At 26.4% G+C, this 15968-nt stretch carries 16 protein-coding genes, 1 tRNA gene and 1 pseudogene; 7 read left to right on the forward strand and 11 right to left on the reverse strand.

Annotation, left to right across the window (positions count from 1 at the left end):
- A pseudogene (locus Q346_RS03820) lies at nt 1–193 on the reverse strand (IS1634 family transposase); the annotation flags it as partial.
- A gap of 246 nt (nt 194–439) precedes the next feature.
- Between Q346_RS03820 and Q346_RS0102085 the strand changes: the two are divergent.
- Nucleotides 440–1570 (forward strand): low temperature requirement protein A, encoded by a 1131-nt coding sequence (locus Q346_RS0102085; RefSeq protein WP_027332859.1) that lies wholly within the window; start codon nt 440–442, stop codon nt 1568–1570.
- Between the two features lie 7 nt (nt 1571–1577).
- Here Q346_RS0102085 and rbfA read toward each other — a convergent pair whose 3' ends face one another.
- Entirely contained in the window at nt 1578–1919 is a 342-nt protein-coding gene (gene rbfA / locus Q346_RS0102090; RefSeq protein WP_027332860.1) for a 30S ribosome-binding factor RbfA, read from the reverse strand.
- 128 nt (nt 1920–2047) lie between these two features.
- On the reverse strand, nt 2048–2605 hold the full coding sequence (locus tag Q346_RS0102095; protein WP_027332861.1) for an inorganic diphosphatase: 558 nt from the start codon (nt 2603–2605) through the stop codon (nt 2048–2050).
- An 88-nt stretch (nt 2606–2693) separates the two neighbouring features.
- On the opposite strand from Q346_RS0102095, the gene Q346_RS0102100 reads away from it, so the two are divergent.
- Both Q346_RS0102100 and Q346_RS0102105 read left to right on the forward strand, forming a co-directional pair.
- Nucleotides 2694–4070, forward strand: a complete 1377-nt coding sequence (locus Q346_RS0102100; RefSeq protein WP_027332862.1) for a M17 family metallopeptidase — start codon at nt 2694–2696, stop codon at nt 4068–4070.
- 44 nt (nt 4071–4114) lie between these two features.
- Complete coding sequence (locus tag Q346_RS0102105) at nt 4115–4690, forward strand: thymidine kinase (RefSeq protein ID WP_027332863.1); 576 nt, start codon at nt 4115–4117, stop codon at nt 4688–4690.
- A 16-nt stretch (nt 4691–4706) separates the two neighbouring features.
- Here Q346_RS0102105 and hinT read toward each other — a convergent pair whose 3' ends face one another.
- From hinT to Q346_RS0102120, 3 genes are read right to left on the reverse strand one after another with little or no spacing between them, the layout of a single operon-like run.
- Nucleotides 4707–5045, reverse strand: coding sequence for a histidine triad protein HinT (hinT, locus tag Q346_RS0102110; RefSeq protein ID WP_027332864.1), 339 nt, complete (start codon nt 5043–5045; stop codon nt 4707–4709).
- Nucleotide 5046: 1 nt separating this feature from the next.
- On the reverse strand, nt 5047–6363 hold the full coding sequence (locus Q346_RS03825; protein ID WP_051521792.1) for a HinT-interacting membrane complex lipoprotein P60: 1317 nt from the start codon (nt 6361–6363) through the stop codon (nt 5047–5049).
- Nucleotides 6353–8572 carry a HinT-interacting membrane complex protein P80 gene (locus tag Q346_RS0102120; protein ID WP_027332865.1) on the reverse strand — a complete coding sequence of 740 codons (2220 nt, stop codon included), beginning with the start codon at nt 8570–8572 and terminating at the stop codon, nt 6353–6355. Before Q346_RS0102120 ends, Q346_RS03825 begins: the two co-directional genes overlap by 11 nt.
- Before the next feature lie 130 nt (nt 8573–8702).
- On the opposite strand from Q346_RS0102120, the gene Q346_RS0102125 reads away from it, so the two are divergent.
- Nucleotides 8703–8776, forward strand: a tRNA-Trp gene (locus Q346_RS0102125).
- 58 nt (nt 8777–8834) lie between these two features.
- On the opposite strand, the gene Q346_RS0102130 is transcribed toward Q346_RS0102125, so the two are convergent.
- The 5 genes from Q346_RS0102130 to gmk are packed head-to-tail and all read right to left on the reverse strand — an operon-like array spanning nt 8835 to nt 12681.
- Nucleotides 8835–9497, reverse strand: a complete 663-nt coding sequence (locus Q346_RS0102130; RefSeq protein ID WP_027332866.1) for a ribulose-phosphate 3-epimerase — start codon at nt 9495–9497, stop codon at nt 8835–8837.
- Nucleotides 9497–10324, reverse strand: a complete 828-nt coding sequence (rsgA, locus tag Q346_RS0102135) for a ribosome small subunit-dependent GTPase A (RefSeq protein ID WP_027332867.1) — start codon at nt 10322–10324, stop codon at nt 9497–9499. Before rsgA ends, Q346_RS0102130 begins: the two co-directional genes overlap by 1 nt.
- Nucleotides 10325–10330: 6 nt before the next feature.
- The gene (locus Q346_RS0102140; RefSeq protein ID WP_027332868.1) at nt 10331–11326 is read right to left on the reverse strand and encodes a serine/threonine-protein kinase; all 996 of its coding nucleotides are present in this window, start codon (nt 11324–11326) and stop codon (nt 10331–10333) included.
- Between the two features lies 1 nt (nt 11327).
- Nucleotides 11328–12104 (reverse strand): PP2C family protein-serine/threonine phosphatase, encoded by a 777-nt coding sequence (locus tag Q346_RS0102145; RefSeq protein WP_027332869.1) that lies wholly within the window; start codon nt 12102–12104, stop codon nt 11328–11330.
- Nucleotides 12091–12681, reverse strand: a complete 591-nt coding sequence (gene gmk, locus Q346_RS0102150) for a guanylate kinase (protein ID WP_027332870.1) — start codon at nt 12679–12681, stop codon at nt 12091–12093. The genes Q346_RS0102145 and gmk overlap by 14 nt, the downstream gene beginning before the upstream one ends.
- A 99-nt stretch (nt 12682–12780) precedes the next feature.
- Between gmk and secG the strand changes: the two genes are divergently transcribed.
- From secG to Q346_RS0102165, 3 genes are read left to right on the forward strand one after another with little or no spacing between them, the layout of a single operon-like run.
- A complete protein-coding gene (secG, locus tag Q346_RS03830; RefSeq protein WP_036437973.1) occupies nt 12781–13017 on the forward strand; it encodes a preprotein translocase subunit SecG in 237 nt (78 codons plus the stop codon).
- Between the two features lies 1 nt (nt 13018).
- The gene (rnr, locus tag Q346_RS0102160) at nt 13019–15208 is read left to right on the forward strand and encodes a ribonuclease R (RefSeq protein WP_027332871.1); all 2190 of its coding nucleotides are present in this window, start codon (nt 13019–13021) and stop codon (nt 15206–15208) included.
- The gene (locus Q346_RS0102165; protein ID WP_027332872.1) at nt 15168–15968 is read left to right on the forward strand and encodes a tRNA1(Val) (adenine(37)-N6)-methyltransferase; all 801 of its coding nucleotides are present in this window, start codon (nt 15168–15170) and stop codon (nt 15966–15968) included. Before rnr ends, Q346_RS0102165 begins: the two co-directional genes overlap by 41 nt.

Below are 15968 nucleotides of genomic sequence, written 5' to 3' on the forward strand. Positions count from 1 at the left end.
CTTTAATAAGCATTTTGATTTTTTCAATTGAATTTTTTTGATATTTTTCAAAGTCATGTTCATAACCAATGCCAAATCTTACTTCGTAGCCTGTACCTTTAGGTTTTCTATAACCAACTTGTATATATTTACCTGATTTTTGATTTGAAACACATAATATTCATTTTCTTTTATCTTCTTTTTTAGTTTTCATAACTTTATTATACCACACTTTACCTAGTAAATTACTAGTTTTTTTACATATTTATTTATAAATATGTATGTGTAAAAAAAAGCATAAAAAAACCCGCAAGTGGGAAATGCAGGTTCAGCACCATATGAAAACTTGATTAAAAAATCAAGTTTTCTTTTTTTTAACGATTTCGCAGAACAAAATTATTTTTTTATCTTCAATATTTTAATAAAATAGCAAAAATATTTAATCTCTTAAAAGGAAAAAATGAAAGAAAAAATATTAAATTTTGTAAAAAAAGTTACTTTTACAGAACTTTTTTATGATCTTGTTTTCGTTTTAGCAATTAGTAAATTCGCTAATGTTTTTCACGGGCCAGAAGATCATGACTTATCTTTTATAGATTTTAGTAAATTTATTGTTGTCATAGTTATTCTGTTAAATTTATGAATGACTAAAACAATTTTTGTCAATAAATTCGGCAAAGATAAACTAATTGAAAAATTATTTACATTAATTGATATGGGACTTGTAATGTATTTAGCTTTTTCAATTAATAGTGATTGATCAGCAACATTTTTTAGATTTAATGTAATTTTTAGTATGTTGAACTTTAATATGGCTTTGCAATATTTTTATGTATATTTCTTGGATAAAGATGCAATAGAATGAAAAAAATCAATATTAATTAATGCAATTACTTTTGCAGTATTGGGTTCTTCAATTTTAGGTGCTGCTTTTATTGGATATGAAATAGGATTGTATTTTATTCTATCGCTTGCTGCCATTTTTATAGTCCTACCTACAGTTTATAGATACACAATTAAACAAAAAAATGTTAATTTACCACATTTAATTGAAAGATTAAATTTATTAGTAATTATCTTCTTTGGTGAGTTATTAATTACATTAGGCAAATTCTTCAAAGACTTTGATTGAAAAGGAATGTCTGGAATTTTTTATACAGGCAGCTTATTTCTTTATTACATTCTACATTTTGAAAAAATGGCCGATCACCACAAAGAAACGAAAAAATGAAATGTATTAATTTTTACTCATTATTTTATTTTTATTTCCCTAAGTTTAAAAACTTTATCATTAGAATTCATTTTAGAAAATGAAATTTCATATTTAATGAATTGAATTATTCAATATATTACACTTGTAATGATTATTGGAATGTTATTTATAAATATAATAGTGATTGGAAAAAATAAATATAAATATGAAATATGATTTTTCCTTTTAGAAATAGCAATTGCTTCACCAGGATTTGGATTAGGATTTTTGAATATTAATAGTATCAATCAAAACTTTTTAATTGCATCAATTCAAATTACAGCATTACTTTCATCATTATTGATCTACTTAAAAATTAAAGATAAAAAAGCGGAATAATCCGCTTTTATTTTTCATTTTTGATTTCTTCCAAAATCTTATCGATTTTCATAGCCGAATTAGTTAATTCGTCTAATTCAAAATGAACTTCAGGAATTTTTCTTCAATCCAAAGATTTAGCCAATTTAGTTCTAATAAACCCTTTAGCATTTTCTAACGCTTCTAAACCTTTAGTTGACTTTTCAGTAAAAGTTACAAACACTTTCACATGAGATAAATCACTTGATAATTTAGCATCTATTACAGTTGGATTAATCACATTTGTATTGTGAATTTCCATTGCTAAAATTTCAGCAATTAAATTTTTAATTTGTTCTTCTCTTCTGAGAGTGTTAATGTTTGAATTCATATTACCTCTATTCCTGAGAAGTATACCTATTGCAAACTTCTCATAATAATTTTAAAATATTTTTAAAATGTTTACTTAGCAACTAATCAGAAAGAATGGAAAAATAAGAAAAAAAGCGAAAATCGCTTTTATTCATATTTTTCAGGATGTTTTTGTTTCATCAATTCAATGAAATCATCTTTAGGCATTTGCCCGTATTCTTTCATCAATTCAATGCACTCATCAAGCTCATTAAGAGCTCAATCAAGATTTTCAAAACCAGTTACTTTAGTTAAACCTGGTTTTTTTCAATTTTTATAATTATTAAAGAAAGTTTCTAAATTTAATAAAAATGGTTCTGGTAAATCTTTTAATTCTTTAATTTGATCTAAACGGTAATCATCAGCGTGTACTGCAATCAATTTAGTATCAGTTTCGCCCGAATCAATCATTTTCATAGCACCAATAATTCTTGCTTGCAACATCACACCAGGTTGAAATACTTCTTGACTATAAAGTAAAACATCAAGTTCATCACCATCTCAATCTAATGAATTAGGGATAAAACCATAATTTGATGGATAAACAAAATCTCCTCTTAAAATTCTATCAACATGAATTTGTCCATCAACACGTGAATATTCATATTTAATTTTTGACCCATTTGGGATTTCAATTTTTACATCAATAATATTATTTTTTTGCATAAAAACATTATAAAGAAAATTATAAAATTGCACTATTTTATTAATTAAATGTTATGCTAAAATAAACATATTAAAGAAAGGAATAAGCATGTTATTTAAAGAAATATTAAAAGAAAAAAATGGTGATATGCTTCTTAAAGCTTTTTACAAAGGCGATGAAGCAAAACCACATTTAATTGAAAAAAACAATGCAATTACAGAATATGTAGATGAAAATGTTGCTTATATTTACTTAGGAGAAAAAAGTAAATTTACTTGAGATAGTTTAGTTTCAACATTTAAATCAGTAGTAGCTTCTCAAAAAAGATCATATCTTGTTGATTTAAAATCTTTTGCTGCTGGCCAAGATAACTTTTGTAATGGTGGAGCAATTAAAGCTTTAACAAGAGCAGTTTATTTTGCTAAAGCAGAATTATTCAATGAAAAAACTAATAAAAAAGAAGAAGAATTTACATTATTACCATACATGGAAAATGTAGAAGCTTGAATTCAAGATAGATTCGAAAAAGAATTAGTTTTATCAGAAGCTCAAAATTTTGTAAGAAATTTACAAATTATGCCACCAAACGTATGTAATTCTGAATTTTTAGCTGATTATGTAGCTAAAGATTTAGCACAATATAATAATTTAAAAGTTACAGTTTTAGACAAAAAAGCAATTGAAGAATTAAAAATGGGACTTTTACTTTCTGTTAACCGTGGAAGTATGTATGAACCAAGAGTGGTTGTAATTGAATACAATGGTAATCCAGAAAGCAAAGAAAAAACAGTTTTAGTTGGTAAAGGAATCACATTTGACTCAGGTGGATATTCATTAAAAGGCGCAAGACATATGCTTGGTATGAAATTTGATATGTCAGGTTCAGCAATTGTTGCTGGTGCATTAAAAGCAATTGCTCAATTAAAACCTAAATCAAATTTTGCGGCTGTAATGTGTATTACAGACAACCGTGTAAATGGTGACGCTTCATTACCTGATGCAGTTTGAAAATCAATGAACGGAAAAACTGTTGAAATCAACAACACTGATGCAGAAGGTCGTTTAGTAATGGCTGATGGATTAACATACGCAGTAAGAAAATTAAACGCAACCCGTTTAGTTGATGTTGCAACTTTAACTGGCGCAATGATTTCAGCATTAGGTACAACTTATACTGGAATTTGAGCAACTTCAGATAAAGCATGAGAAAATTTAAGTAATGCAGCCAAAGAAGCGCATGAATTAGTATGAAGAATGCCATTTGACGAAGCCTTTGCTAAAAACATTAGAAATTCAAAAGTAGCAGATTTAAAAAACACTGATTTATCAGGAAATGCTGGTTCTTCATCAGCCGCAATGTTCTTAAAAGAATTCACAGAAGATGTTGAATATATTCACTGTGATGTGGCCGGAACAGCAGAAATCAATGAAGAACCTCAAGGAATTCTTGTAAGAACTTTAACCGAATTAGCTTTACAAGGATAAAAGCAAAAAGTCTTAAATTATATATTTAAGACTTTTTATTTCAAATGTATTTAAATAGAGCAAAAAATGGTTTTTTAGAAGTTATTACTGGGCCAATGTTTTCCGGTAAAAGCGAAGAACTATTAAAAAGAATAAAAATATTAGAAATTGCAGGAATTAAAACTTTAGTAATTAAACCCAAATTTGACAATAGATTTTCTGCGACTGAAATTGTCAGTCGGACAGGAGCTAAACACAAAGCAATAAATGTTTCAGAAGCAAAAGAAATTTTAAGTCACTGAAAATCAAATTACAAAGCAGTTGCGATTGATGAAGTGAATTTTTTGGATGAAACATTATTTGAAGTAATTGATTTTTTAATTATGAATGGAGTAAGAGTAATTTGTTCTGGATTGGATATGGACTTTTTAAGAAGGCCATTTGGGATTATGCCGAACATAATTGCGATTGCTGATCATGTTGATAAATTAAAAGCAGTTTGTTGAATTTGTAAAAAAGATGCAGGCTTTTCATTTAGGCAAACTTCAAATCAAGAATTAAATTTCCTTGGAGACAGCGAATATCAAGCAAGATGCAGAATTTGTCACATTAAGGGAGAAAAAGAAAAATCACAAAACTAAGTTTTGTGATTTTTTCTTAAAAAGTCAACTTTTCGCCTTCTTTAGTAAAAGGGATAATGTGAATATGAGTGTGAAAAATAGTTTGTCCTGCTTTTTTGCCTGTATTGATAATTAATCTAAAACCTTTATCTTTGTCTTTACAAAATTGTTTTCCTAATTTACGAGCAACATTAAAAAGATAAGCACTTTCTTCATCATCCATTTCAGTTATATCAGTCTTTTTAATTTTTGGTACAACTAGAAAATGTCCTTCTTTGGCAGGAAATTTATCATAAAAAGCGATACATTTTTCATCTTCATAAATAATATCAGCGGGTAATTCACGATTAATAATTTTTACAAAAATATCATCCATTTTATTCAACCACTATAAAGTTTTTCTCTTTCATTTTATCAGCTAAAGATTGATTAACCGCTTTATTTATAGTTATTTTATATCCTAATTTTGCAAAAGCACTTTGCGCATTTGAATATAAAGATGAATCATTATTGAAGAAAATAAAAGATAATTTAGCAATATTGGTTTCAGTTCCATAAGGAGTATTTTTAAAAGTTAAAAGAGGTACTTTTTTAGTTTCAGAAGAATCTTCAGAAATAGGTAAATCAGTTCCCTCTCCTGCTTCAGAAATTGGCGCAATTTGATTTAAATAAACTACAATCGCCTTGTCTGAAGTAGAAGCATTATCAGTATATGGACTATAACTATTATTTTCATCTAAAGAAGCTAATAATTTATTGGTAGTTGGATCATAAAATCCTGTTAGTGAATATGAAGTAGTCTCTGGTTTAACTTTTGATAAACTATCATAATCTCAAAAAAGACCATAATCATTAACATTGCTTGTGAAACCAGCATAACCTTTTAATTCTAAATCATAATTATTATTAGTTAATTTTTGAATATTAGGTAAGGTTTTGGTAAATTCAGTTGTATTTTCTAAAAAGGCATTAAAATCAGCCACATTTTTAATAAAACCATAACCCTTGATAAAGAAATCATCTTTTGAAATTGCACTAGAAGTTTCTTTTTTTCAAATTTGTACCATTCTTTTTTCTAAAGCATATTTAATTAAATTGTAATTTTCAAGTGAATATTTTAAATTAGAATCATATTTAAAATTATCAATAGTAGTTTTTAATTGTTCTTTGTCTGAAATTGTGAAATATTTAAGCACTAATAGCATTTTATTAATTTCATTTCTTATTCCAGTTTCAGTTTTGCTTCAGTAAATTTTAAAAGCTTCTTCATTTGGAACAACAGAAGCCAAAATATTGGTGTTCAATTGACTATTTTCCTGAGCATTTAAAATACCATTTTTTAATCATGTATTATTTTGAGTAAAAAAGTAATAACCATCACTATTTAATTTAGTTTGTGCATACATTTCAAAAGCTAATTTAGCATTTTCATATAATGTAGCATTTAAATTTTGCAAATCATTTAAGTAGCTATTTTTAGTTTCAGCATTATTTAAATCAATATTATAAAGAGCAGCTACTGTATTTTCTAATCAATCTTTTTCGATATTTGTTATTAATTGATCTGAAGATAATAAATTATCTTGTTCAATTAATTCTGAACTTTTAACTTCTCTACCACAAGAAACAGCAACTAAAGGAAAAGCAATTAAAGGAGAAATAAAACTTAATTTTTTAAACATTTTAATTTTCATTATTGCCTCCTTTTCATAAATCTAATCTTGTTTTTAATACTTTAGACATAATGGTGTTAGCGTTTTCATCACTGTTATTTTTAAAGTAAACTATATTATTTTTCAATGTAAATAATTGATCAGCGCCATTATCGGCTCTGGTTTTCATTCAAGTTTCCACATTTTTTAATACATTTAAAGCATCTTGAGATTTATTTACAAAAATAATTTGATTGTTTTGAGATTTTAAGTCCTCAATTACTTGAGTTGTAAATTTAGCATCTTTAATTAAATTATTTTGTTCATCAGTGGCAAAAGGATTATTTTGTTCTAATAAATAAGAAGTAAAATCTTGATCATTCAACATAGTGGCTAAAACAAAACTTGAATCAGTTAATGATTTATTCAAGACATTTAAAGCATTGTATTTAACGCCTGTTAATTGTTTAAATTTGTTGCTTAAAATAAAATCATTTTTAATCATTTCAATCATTTTATTTACTTGATTTTTTAATTTAATTTCTGCTGTATTTCCGTCGACATTTGCTAAATTGTTAATATCAATTAATGAAATTCCAGTTGTATCAAGCAAAATATAAGTTGTTTCTGAACCTTTTAATTTGTAAATTCCTTGTAATTGTTTATTTCCATTAACTTCTTGTCCAATTTCAAATAATTCAGAAATTTTGTTAGTCACTAATTTTTGGAATTTACTATCATATAAACCTTTTTCTTTTGATTCATCCGCTTCATCAAAGGCCTTTTTAATTGCTTCATTAAAATCAGTGATTAGTTTTTGTTTTTTCTCTAAAGTATCGGCATTGCTAAAATCAGGTTTTGTAATTGATTGATCTGCAATAATTGAGTCTTGAATTTCTTTTAATTTTGCAAATAAGTCAATTTCTTGAATCTGTGTAGTACCAAATAAAACTTCTGGCATAGTAGCAAAAGCTTTAAGCATAGTTTGATTGTCTTTAAATAAGTCTTTTAAAGAAAGAATTCCTTGAGTACCGAAGTTTGCTTTTAAGGTGTCGCTATCTACAGATAATTTGTTAATAACATCATTATAAACTCTGGCTTGAGTTGGTAAATTTGAATTAGATTCTTCATTTAATAATTGAATATATGAACTAAAAGGTTTAAAGTTATTTTTAACCATATCATAACTATTTGAAGGTGTTTCATTAGAATTAATTGGTCATAAATACATTAAATATTTAAAGTTCTCTTTACTTAAATTTCATTTACCATCATTTTTTTCTTTGGCAACTCCTGGAAGAGTAAATTGAGTAAATAAATAAGGATTTTCATTAGTTAAATAATATTCGATAAATGATCTTGCAGATTTTTGACTTGTTACAAAACTTTCGGTCATTAGGCCCATATATTTACCATCATATTCAATATAATTACCATCTGGATTTTCACTAGTAATTGGTTTTAATCAAGTAAATACTTTTTCACCTTTAGCAACTAATAATTTTTCACTATTTGGTTTACCGTTTTCATCTAATTCAAAAATATCAACATTTGCAACTCTATCAAGTAAATCTTTAACATCAGAAGTGTTCAATTTAAAACGACGCAAAGCATCACTTTTAATTGAATCATAAACCTTATTTGAAACAGCTTCTTCAATAGTTTTAGCGCCTGAATAATTATCAATTAAAAGTTGATTGAATTGTGATTCTCAATTTTCATAACCAAATTTTTTAATTGTGTTCTCTTTTAAATCTTTTATTTCATTTCTGAATTCAGTTTCTAATTCACTGATTGTTTTAAGACGCAATGAAGTTGTTTCTTTTTCCCCAGATTTTCTTGATGCATTTCATAATCTTTGATATTCACTTGAAGCTTTAGCTTCTTGTTCGTAGAGATAATAAGTAGCCAATTTAGTTAAGTTATTTAATTGTGAATTATAGTTACTATCATTATTTTCTTTATTTCTTTCTTCAATTAAATTGATAGTATATGAAATTTTGGTATCTTCTGAAATTGGAGATTTAAAAGAATAAACAACAGTATTTCCATTTTGTGGCTGTAAATAATTAACTTTGGTTGAATTAATTACCAACGGAATGGTAATTCCGGCAACAGCAGCAACAGTCAATACAGATCCAAGTACTAAAATTTTTCAACTTTTTCTTTTTTTTGGAGCTTTACCCATTTCAGCTTGCTCAGCATTTTTTCTGGTAAGACGCTCAAAAAAAGTTTCTTTTCTTTTTGCCATATTCACCTTTCTTATTTTTATTTTAAATATATAAATATCAAAATTATAAACAATAATAACAAAGTTTTATTTTTATATAAAAATATATATAAGATTAAAAGACTAAATTATAATTAAAAAAATTAAATTTGGGGGTTTAGTATAATGGTATTACTGCAGTCTCCAAAACTGCTTATAAGGGTTCGATTCCTTTAACCCCTGCCAAATGTTTAATAAAAACAACCAATTAAATTAGCAAAAAAAGCCTATTTATAGGCTTTTTTTAGTTTCCTAAAATACTGTCAATAGTATCTTTATTTGGATTTTTAATTAAAAATGAACCAGCTACACAAGCATCAGCTCCAGCATTAAAACATTGAGGGCCAGTTTCATTGTTAATACCACCATCGACTTGAATTAGATAATGAAGTTGCTCTTTTTCTCTTATTTGTTTTAATTGAGAAATTTTATTCAAAGCTTCAGGAATGAATTTTTGTCCACCAAATCCTGGTTCAACTGACATAACTAATACTAAAGCAACAAAAGGTAAAAATTTTTCAATTTCATATACAGCAGTATTAGGTTTAATTGCCAAACCAATAGTAAATTCAGCAGTTTTCTTGTTATTTTTTAAAAAACTTAAAAATTCACTCTTATTTTTAATAGCCTCAAAATGAACAGTTAAAATATCACCCACATTTTGATAAATTTCTAAATATTCAAGGGGATTTTCAACCATTAAATGGATATCCTTAAAATGCTTTTTACCTTTTTCATTAATTTCTTTTATTTCTTCAAATTGAATTGCAATATTAGGGACAAATTCACCATCCATCACATCATAATGAATTCACTTAATTCCTTCATTAATTAACAAATCAGCCATTGCTAATCTTTTTCCTTCGTCAACATTTAATAAGGAAGGAGTTACAAATTTTTCAGTCATTATTTCACCTCTTTTAACAATTTCAAATAATTTTCATACCTAAATTCCGGAATTTCTTTACCAACATTTAATTTTATATTGCAATATTCTACTGGTTCATTATCGTGTAAACAAGTTTTAAACTTACACAATTTTGACAAATTTTTAAACTGTTGAAAAGATTTAGAAAGTTCTAATTTTGTCATTTTAATATCTAAAGAAGAAAAACCAGGAGTATCAATTAAATATCCGCCAAAAGTATCATAAATTTGAACTATTCTAGTAGTATGTTGGCCACGATCCGCATTTTTACTTATTCTTTTAGTTTCTAAATTTAAATTTAACATTTTATTAATAATGGTGGTTTTCCCTACTCCACTTTGACCCATAAAAGAGCAAGTGTTACCATCAAAAATGTGCTTAATTATTTCAATTCAATCATCTGAATTATGATTAAGTTCATAAACTTGATAACCTAATTGCTTATAATCCTCGGCGTATGAAATTGAACCTAAATCATTTTTTGTAATAAAAATGATTGGTTCAATGTTTTTGCTTTCAATTAAAGCTAAATACTTATCGACTAAAAAAGTTTGAAATTTAGGTTCTTTTACAGACATTACCACAATAATATGATCGATATTGGCTACTTTAGGTCTAATAAAAGAATTCAATCTTTCATAAATATCTGTAATATAACCATTTTCGTCAAATTCAACAAAATCACCTACTAAAGGAGTTATATTATTATGTCTAAATACTCCAGCAGCAGGCAAAAGATGAAATTTTTCATTTTCATCTTTGATTTGATATTTTCCACTATTAATTGAATAAATTCTTCCGCGCATATTTTCCTATATTGTAAGTCAAGTGATTAAAGCAATTCCAGCTAGTAAAATTAAAACACATAAAACAATTGAAGTATAAATAAATGTTTTTGTGTTAATAAAATCACCGAAAGTTTTTTTGGTTTCAATTTTTTTTAAATCAAGTGGTAATTCACAAGCTCTTTTAGAATCATAAGCTGTATCTAAATCTTTTTTAAATTCTCACATTGATTTGTATCTTTTGTTTGGATCTATAGCAGTAGCCCTAATAATACAATTAATTACAGGCTGAGGCAAAAGGAAATTTTTAGCTAAATCTTGCACAATTCCTTGTCTTTGTTTCATAATAGTTTGCTGAGCATTTTGCTCTTTAACTGGATATTCACCAGTAATCATTTCATAAAGCAAAATACCTAAAGCATAAATATCAGATTTAACTGATGGTTGAGACTTAAAGGTGGTTAATTCCGGTGCCATGTAAAAAGGCGAACCAATAATACTATTTTCTCTCGTATAACGTTGTGAACTATCATCTAAAGCTAATCCAAAATCAATAATTTTAATTTTTCGATCTTTTGTAATCATAATATTATGACTTTTAATATCACGATGAATGATTTTTGAACTATGCAATTCATGAATTCCCGAGGCAATTTCACTTGCATAATTAACAGCTAATTTAGCTGGAATTTTTTGATTTTGTCTTAAAAAATCTTTAATAGTCTTGCCATCTACATATTCCATCACTATATATTGCTCATTTTCATCAATATAACATTCGATAAATTTAGCCACTTTATTGCTCTGAATCTTTTTGTAAATTTGAGTCTCTTGTAAAAAACGTTTTTTAGCAGCAACAATATCAGCACTCTCTGCCACTTTTGCATATTTTAAAGCATAATAAATGTCTGAATTTTCATCATTTAAATATTGCACTTTATAAACTTCTGAAAATCCACCCTTGCCAATAAGACTGTTTATTTTATATTTTTTAGCAATATTAATACTATCTTTTGCGCTCATTTTAATCCCTTAATTTAATTATTCCTATTGACAAATTATCATTCGATTTATTTAATAAAGCTTCTTGCACAATATCTTGAGCTAAATTATCTAAATCATCATCTTTATTATTAATAAAAATTAATTCAAAAAATGATTGGCTTACAAAATTATGTACCCCATCAGAAGTTGCAAAAACAAATTCAATTTCATCATAAAATTTTGACAAATCAGAAATATTAATTTTTGTTTTTTTAGTTGGTCCAAGACTTGAAGTCAAGGCTCGATGACCTCTTTCAGCAACGGCTTGTTTGTGTGTATAGTTGAATTTTTCAATTAAACTATTGTATAAATTATGATCTTTGGTAATTTGATTTACTGAGTTATCTTTGTTAATAGTGTAAATGCGAGAATCTCCAATATTAAAAACCACAATTGTTTTAGCTACGCTATTAATTAAAACTCCAGTTACTGTAGTCCCCATATCAATCAAAGCAGCATCTTTTAAACTCAAAAATTCCATTTCTTTTCGTGCTTTTCGTACGCTTTGTTCAATTCATCGCGCAGTTTCATCAATTGTTAAATTTTGTGTTACATTTAATTGGTGAAGAGTTGTTTCAAAAGTGTTAATAGTTGTGCTTGCTGCTAATGCACCGCCAAAATGTCCGCCCATTCCGTCACATAAAATTAATAAGTAATATTGTTCATTACAAAAAATAGCAACTCTATCTTGATTTTCAAGTCGCTTTGTGCCAATGTCAGTAAATTTTCCAAACTTAAGATTATTATTTGATTTCATTTTTTAAAATATTGCGAATTTCTTCAGCGGCTCTTTCAGGAATATCATTGATAATTTCATATTTAAAATGATTTTTATCAGCAATTTCTTGTTCAGCTTTTTGCAGTCTTTTTAAAATTGCAGCTTCATCTTCAGTGTTACGGTTTTTGATTCGATTTTTCAAATCCTCAATTGTAGGAGGAGATACAAAGAAAGTTAAAATTTTGTATTTTTCATGGTTAATTGGATTTAATAAAATTTGTTTTGCACCTTCAGTTTCAATCTCTAAAAACGGAATATTATTACTTGCATGAATACGATCAATTTCTCTAAAAAGAGTCCCATAATAATTATCAAAGTGAAAACTATATTCTAATAATTCATGATTTTTAATTGACTCTTCAAATTGCGCTTTAGTAATAAAGAAATAATGTTGACCATCAATTTCACCTTCACGTGGTTTTCTGGTTGTTGCAGAACAAGACAATTGCAATCTTAAATCTTTTTGATTAAATAAAATTTTTTCGATTGTACCTTTACCCACTCCACTCGGCCCTGTAAAAATAATAATTAATTTTTTATCATTTATTTCTTTCATAATTACTCCTACCACTGATTTTTTATTTAATTATAAATATTATATTAATATTAGAATATATAAAATATAATAACAAACAAAATAATTTAAGAGGTTCATATGTTAATAGCAATCACTACATTGTTGATAATTGTTTCGATTTTTATTATTGTTATTTCACTTTTAATGTCACCAGATTCTAATGGATTTTCAGGTGCTTTAGTTGGATCGGCAGATTTAGAGTTATTTAAAACATCAAAAGAAAGGGGATTCAAAAAAGTTCTAAAATATTCAATGATTATAGCAGGATTTATTTTGTTGTTATTTTCAATTGTAATTAGAATTTGAATTAAATAATATGATAAATGAAGAGAAATTATTAGTTTTTTTAAAAAAGAATCCAAATGCAACTTTTAAAAATATTGCTAATTATTTAAAAGTCAAATTTAATCAAAATAAAGATTTAACCACTCTTTTGAATAAATTAATTGAATCAAAACAAATAACTAGATTAAGAAATGATACTTTTGCAAGTTTAGAATTTTTATCAAGCGAAAAAGGCATAATTAAATTTGTTCAAGATGGTAAATTTGCTTTTGTTGATAGTGATAAACTCGATTCAGAAGGAAATATAATTAGTTACTTTATTCCTCCAACTGAATTTAACGGCGCTTTAAATGGTGATGAAGTTTTAATAGATTCATATAAAATCGTAAATTCTGAACAACGAGAATTTGCAACAGTTTCTAAAATTTTAAAAAGAAATACAACTAAAATCATTGGTAAGGTTACTCAAGAAAAAAATCGTTTTTATTTCAAACCATTAAAAGCACAAAATTTTAAAAATCATTTTATTAAAATAAAGAATTTAGCCTCAACCATTAAAAATAATGATGTAGTTGCTGCTAAAGTAATAAGCTACGAAAACCAAAATGTAATTTGAATTTCAATTCAAGATGTTATTGGCCAAATGAATGACCCAATGCTTTATGTTAATGCTCTTATTGAAGAAAGAGACACAATTCAGAATTTCCCAAAAGAAGTAATTAATGAATCTAATAAAATTGCCGATTTTGTTTCTCAAAAAGAAATGGAAAATAGACTCGATTTAAGAAATGAATTAATAGTTACTATTGATGGATCAAGTACTAAAGATTTTGATGATGCTATAAATGTTAAAAAAATCGATGAAAATACCTATGAATTAGGCGTTCACATTGCCGATGTCTCATATTATGTTACTGAAAATAGTGAAATTGATAAAGAAGCTTTAAAAAGAGGAACGAGCATTTACTTAGTAGATCGAGTTATTCCGATGTTACCTGAGAAGTTATCAAATGGAATTTGCTCTTTAAATCCAAATGTCGATCGTCTAACAATGAGTATCATAATGACAATTGACAAAAAAGGAAAAATTTTAAACAGTGAAATTAAAGAAACAGTTATTAATTCTAAATATAGATTAACATATGAAAGAGTAAATGAATTTTTAAAAGGACAAAAATTCGAAGATGAATCTTTAAATGAAATGCTAACTAATGCCTCAGAATTGTCAAAAATTATTAGAGAATACAAAAATAATGAAGGTTATATTAATTTCGAAATTAAAGAACCAGTTATTAAGTTAGACGAAAAAGGCTATGTAAAAGATATTATAGTTAAAGAACAAGGTGAATCAGAGGCTATGATCGAAGATTTTATGGTTAGAGCAAACGAAGGGGTTGCATATTTCAGTCATAAAAATAAACTGCCTATTCCTTATCGAATTCATGAAATTCCTACTGAAGAATCAATCGAAAACTTTAATAACACATTAAATCAATTAGGAATTAATTTAAAAATAGATAAAAATAAAATTTCTCCAGTAGCTTTTAGACAAATAATTGAAGAAATCAAAGAAATTAGAAATGATGAATTCTTAAAAACAATGTTTTTAAGAGTAATGTCTAAAGCTATTTATTCATTAGGTAATATTGGACATTTTGGATTAGCAAGTGAATTTTATTGTCATTTTACCAGTCCTATTCGTAGATATCCAGATTTAATGGTTCATAGAATAATTAGGGAAATTATTTTCAAAAATCAAAAAGATAAACTAGAACACTTTGCAGAAATTGGAACACAAATTGCAAAAGAAAATTCTGAATCAGAACAAAAAGCTGTTGAGTTAGAAAGAGATACTAACGACTTAAAATACGCAGAATATTATAAACAAAAAATTAATCAAGAATTTAAGGCACAAATTGTAACTATTTTAAAATTTGGATTATTTATTGAATTTGAAAACAAAACAAGTGCATTAATTCACATTAGTGAAATAGGTGATGGCGAATTTGTTTTTGACGACAAGAATAATTTAATTACAAATGGCAAAAAGTCCTATAAATTAGGTGATAAAGTCAAAGTGGTAGTAATTGATGCCGATGAAACAACTGGAAAAGTAAGCTGTGTTTTAAAAGAAGATTTTGCTAATTATTTAATAAAAAAAGAATTAAAAGAACAACAAAATGAAGCAAGAAGAAATAATTTTAAAAAGAAATCTCATTAAGAACTCACTTGGTTTTGATTCTGAATTATTTGTTTATCAAGATAAAACCATGTTCAATTATTCAGTTGATACAATAATGCTTGGAAATTTTGTTTCATTAAATCGAAAAGTGAAAAAAATGTTAGAAATCGGCACCAACAATGGAGCCTTATCTATTTTTATTAGTGAAAGATTTAGTGAATTAAAAATTGATGCTATTGAAATTCAGCCAGAAGCAATTGAAGTGGCTAAAATAAACGTAGAAATTAATAATAAACAACAACAAATTAATTTAATTAATGATGATTTCAATTTATTTTGAATAAAAAAAGTAAAAGATGAACATTTCAAAAAATATGATTCGATTGTCTGCAACCCTCCATTTTACAGAGTTGATAAAACAAAAATTAGTAAAAAAATTTCAGAACAATTTTTAATTGCGACTCATGAAATAAAATTGACATTAGAACAATTAATTTATGGAGCCAGCAAAATTATTGAACAAAAGGGCTATTTTACAGTGGTTATTCCAGTTGAAAGAATGATAGATTGCACTTTTTTAATGAGGAAATATAATTTTGAACCAAAAAGAATTCAATTTATTTTGCCAAGAATGCAAGACCAACCCAAATTAGTTTTAATTGAAGCAAGATATCAGGCTGGCTGAGGAACAAAATTTTTACCAAATTTATATTTACATGACCCAAATAATTTAACAGAACACTCATATAGAAAAGAAATTAAAGAATTGTATAAACCAAAGAAAGTGATTACTAAATAA

The sequence above is a fragment of the Mycoplasmopsis gallinarum DSM 19816 genome, assembly GCF_000621085.1.
GTDB classification, from domain to species: Bacteria; Bacillota_I; Bacilli_A; order Mycoplasmatales; family Metamycoplasmataceae; genus Mycoplasmopsis; species Mycoplasmopsis gallinarum.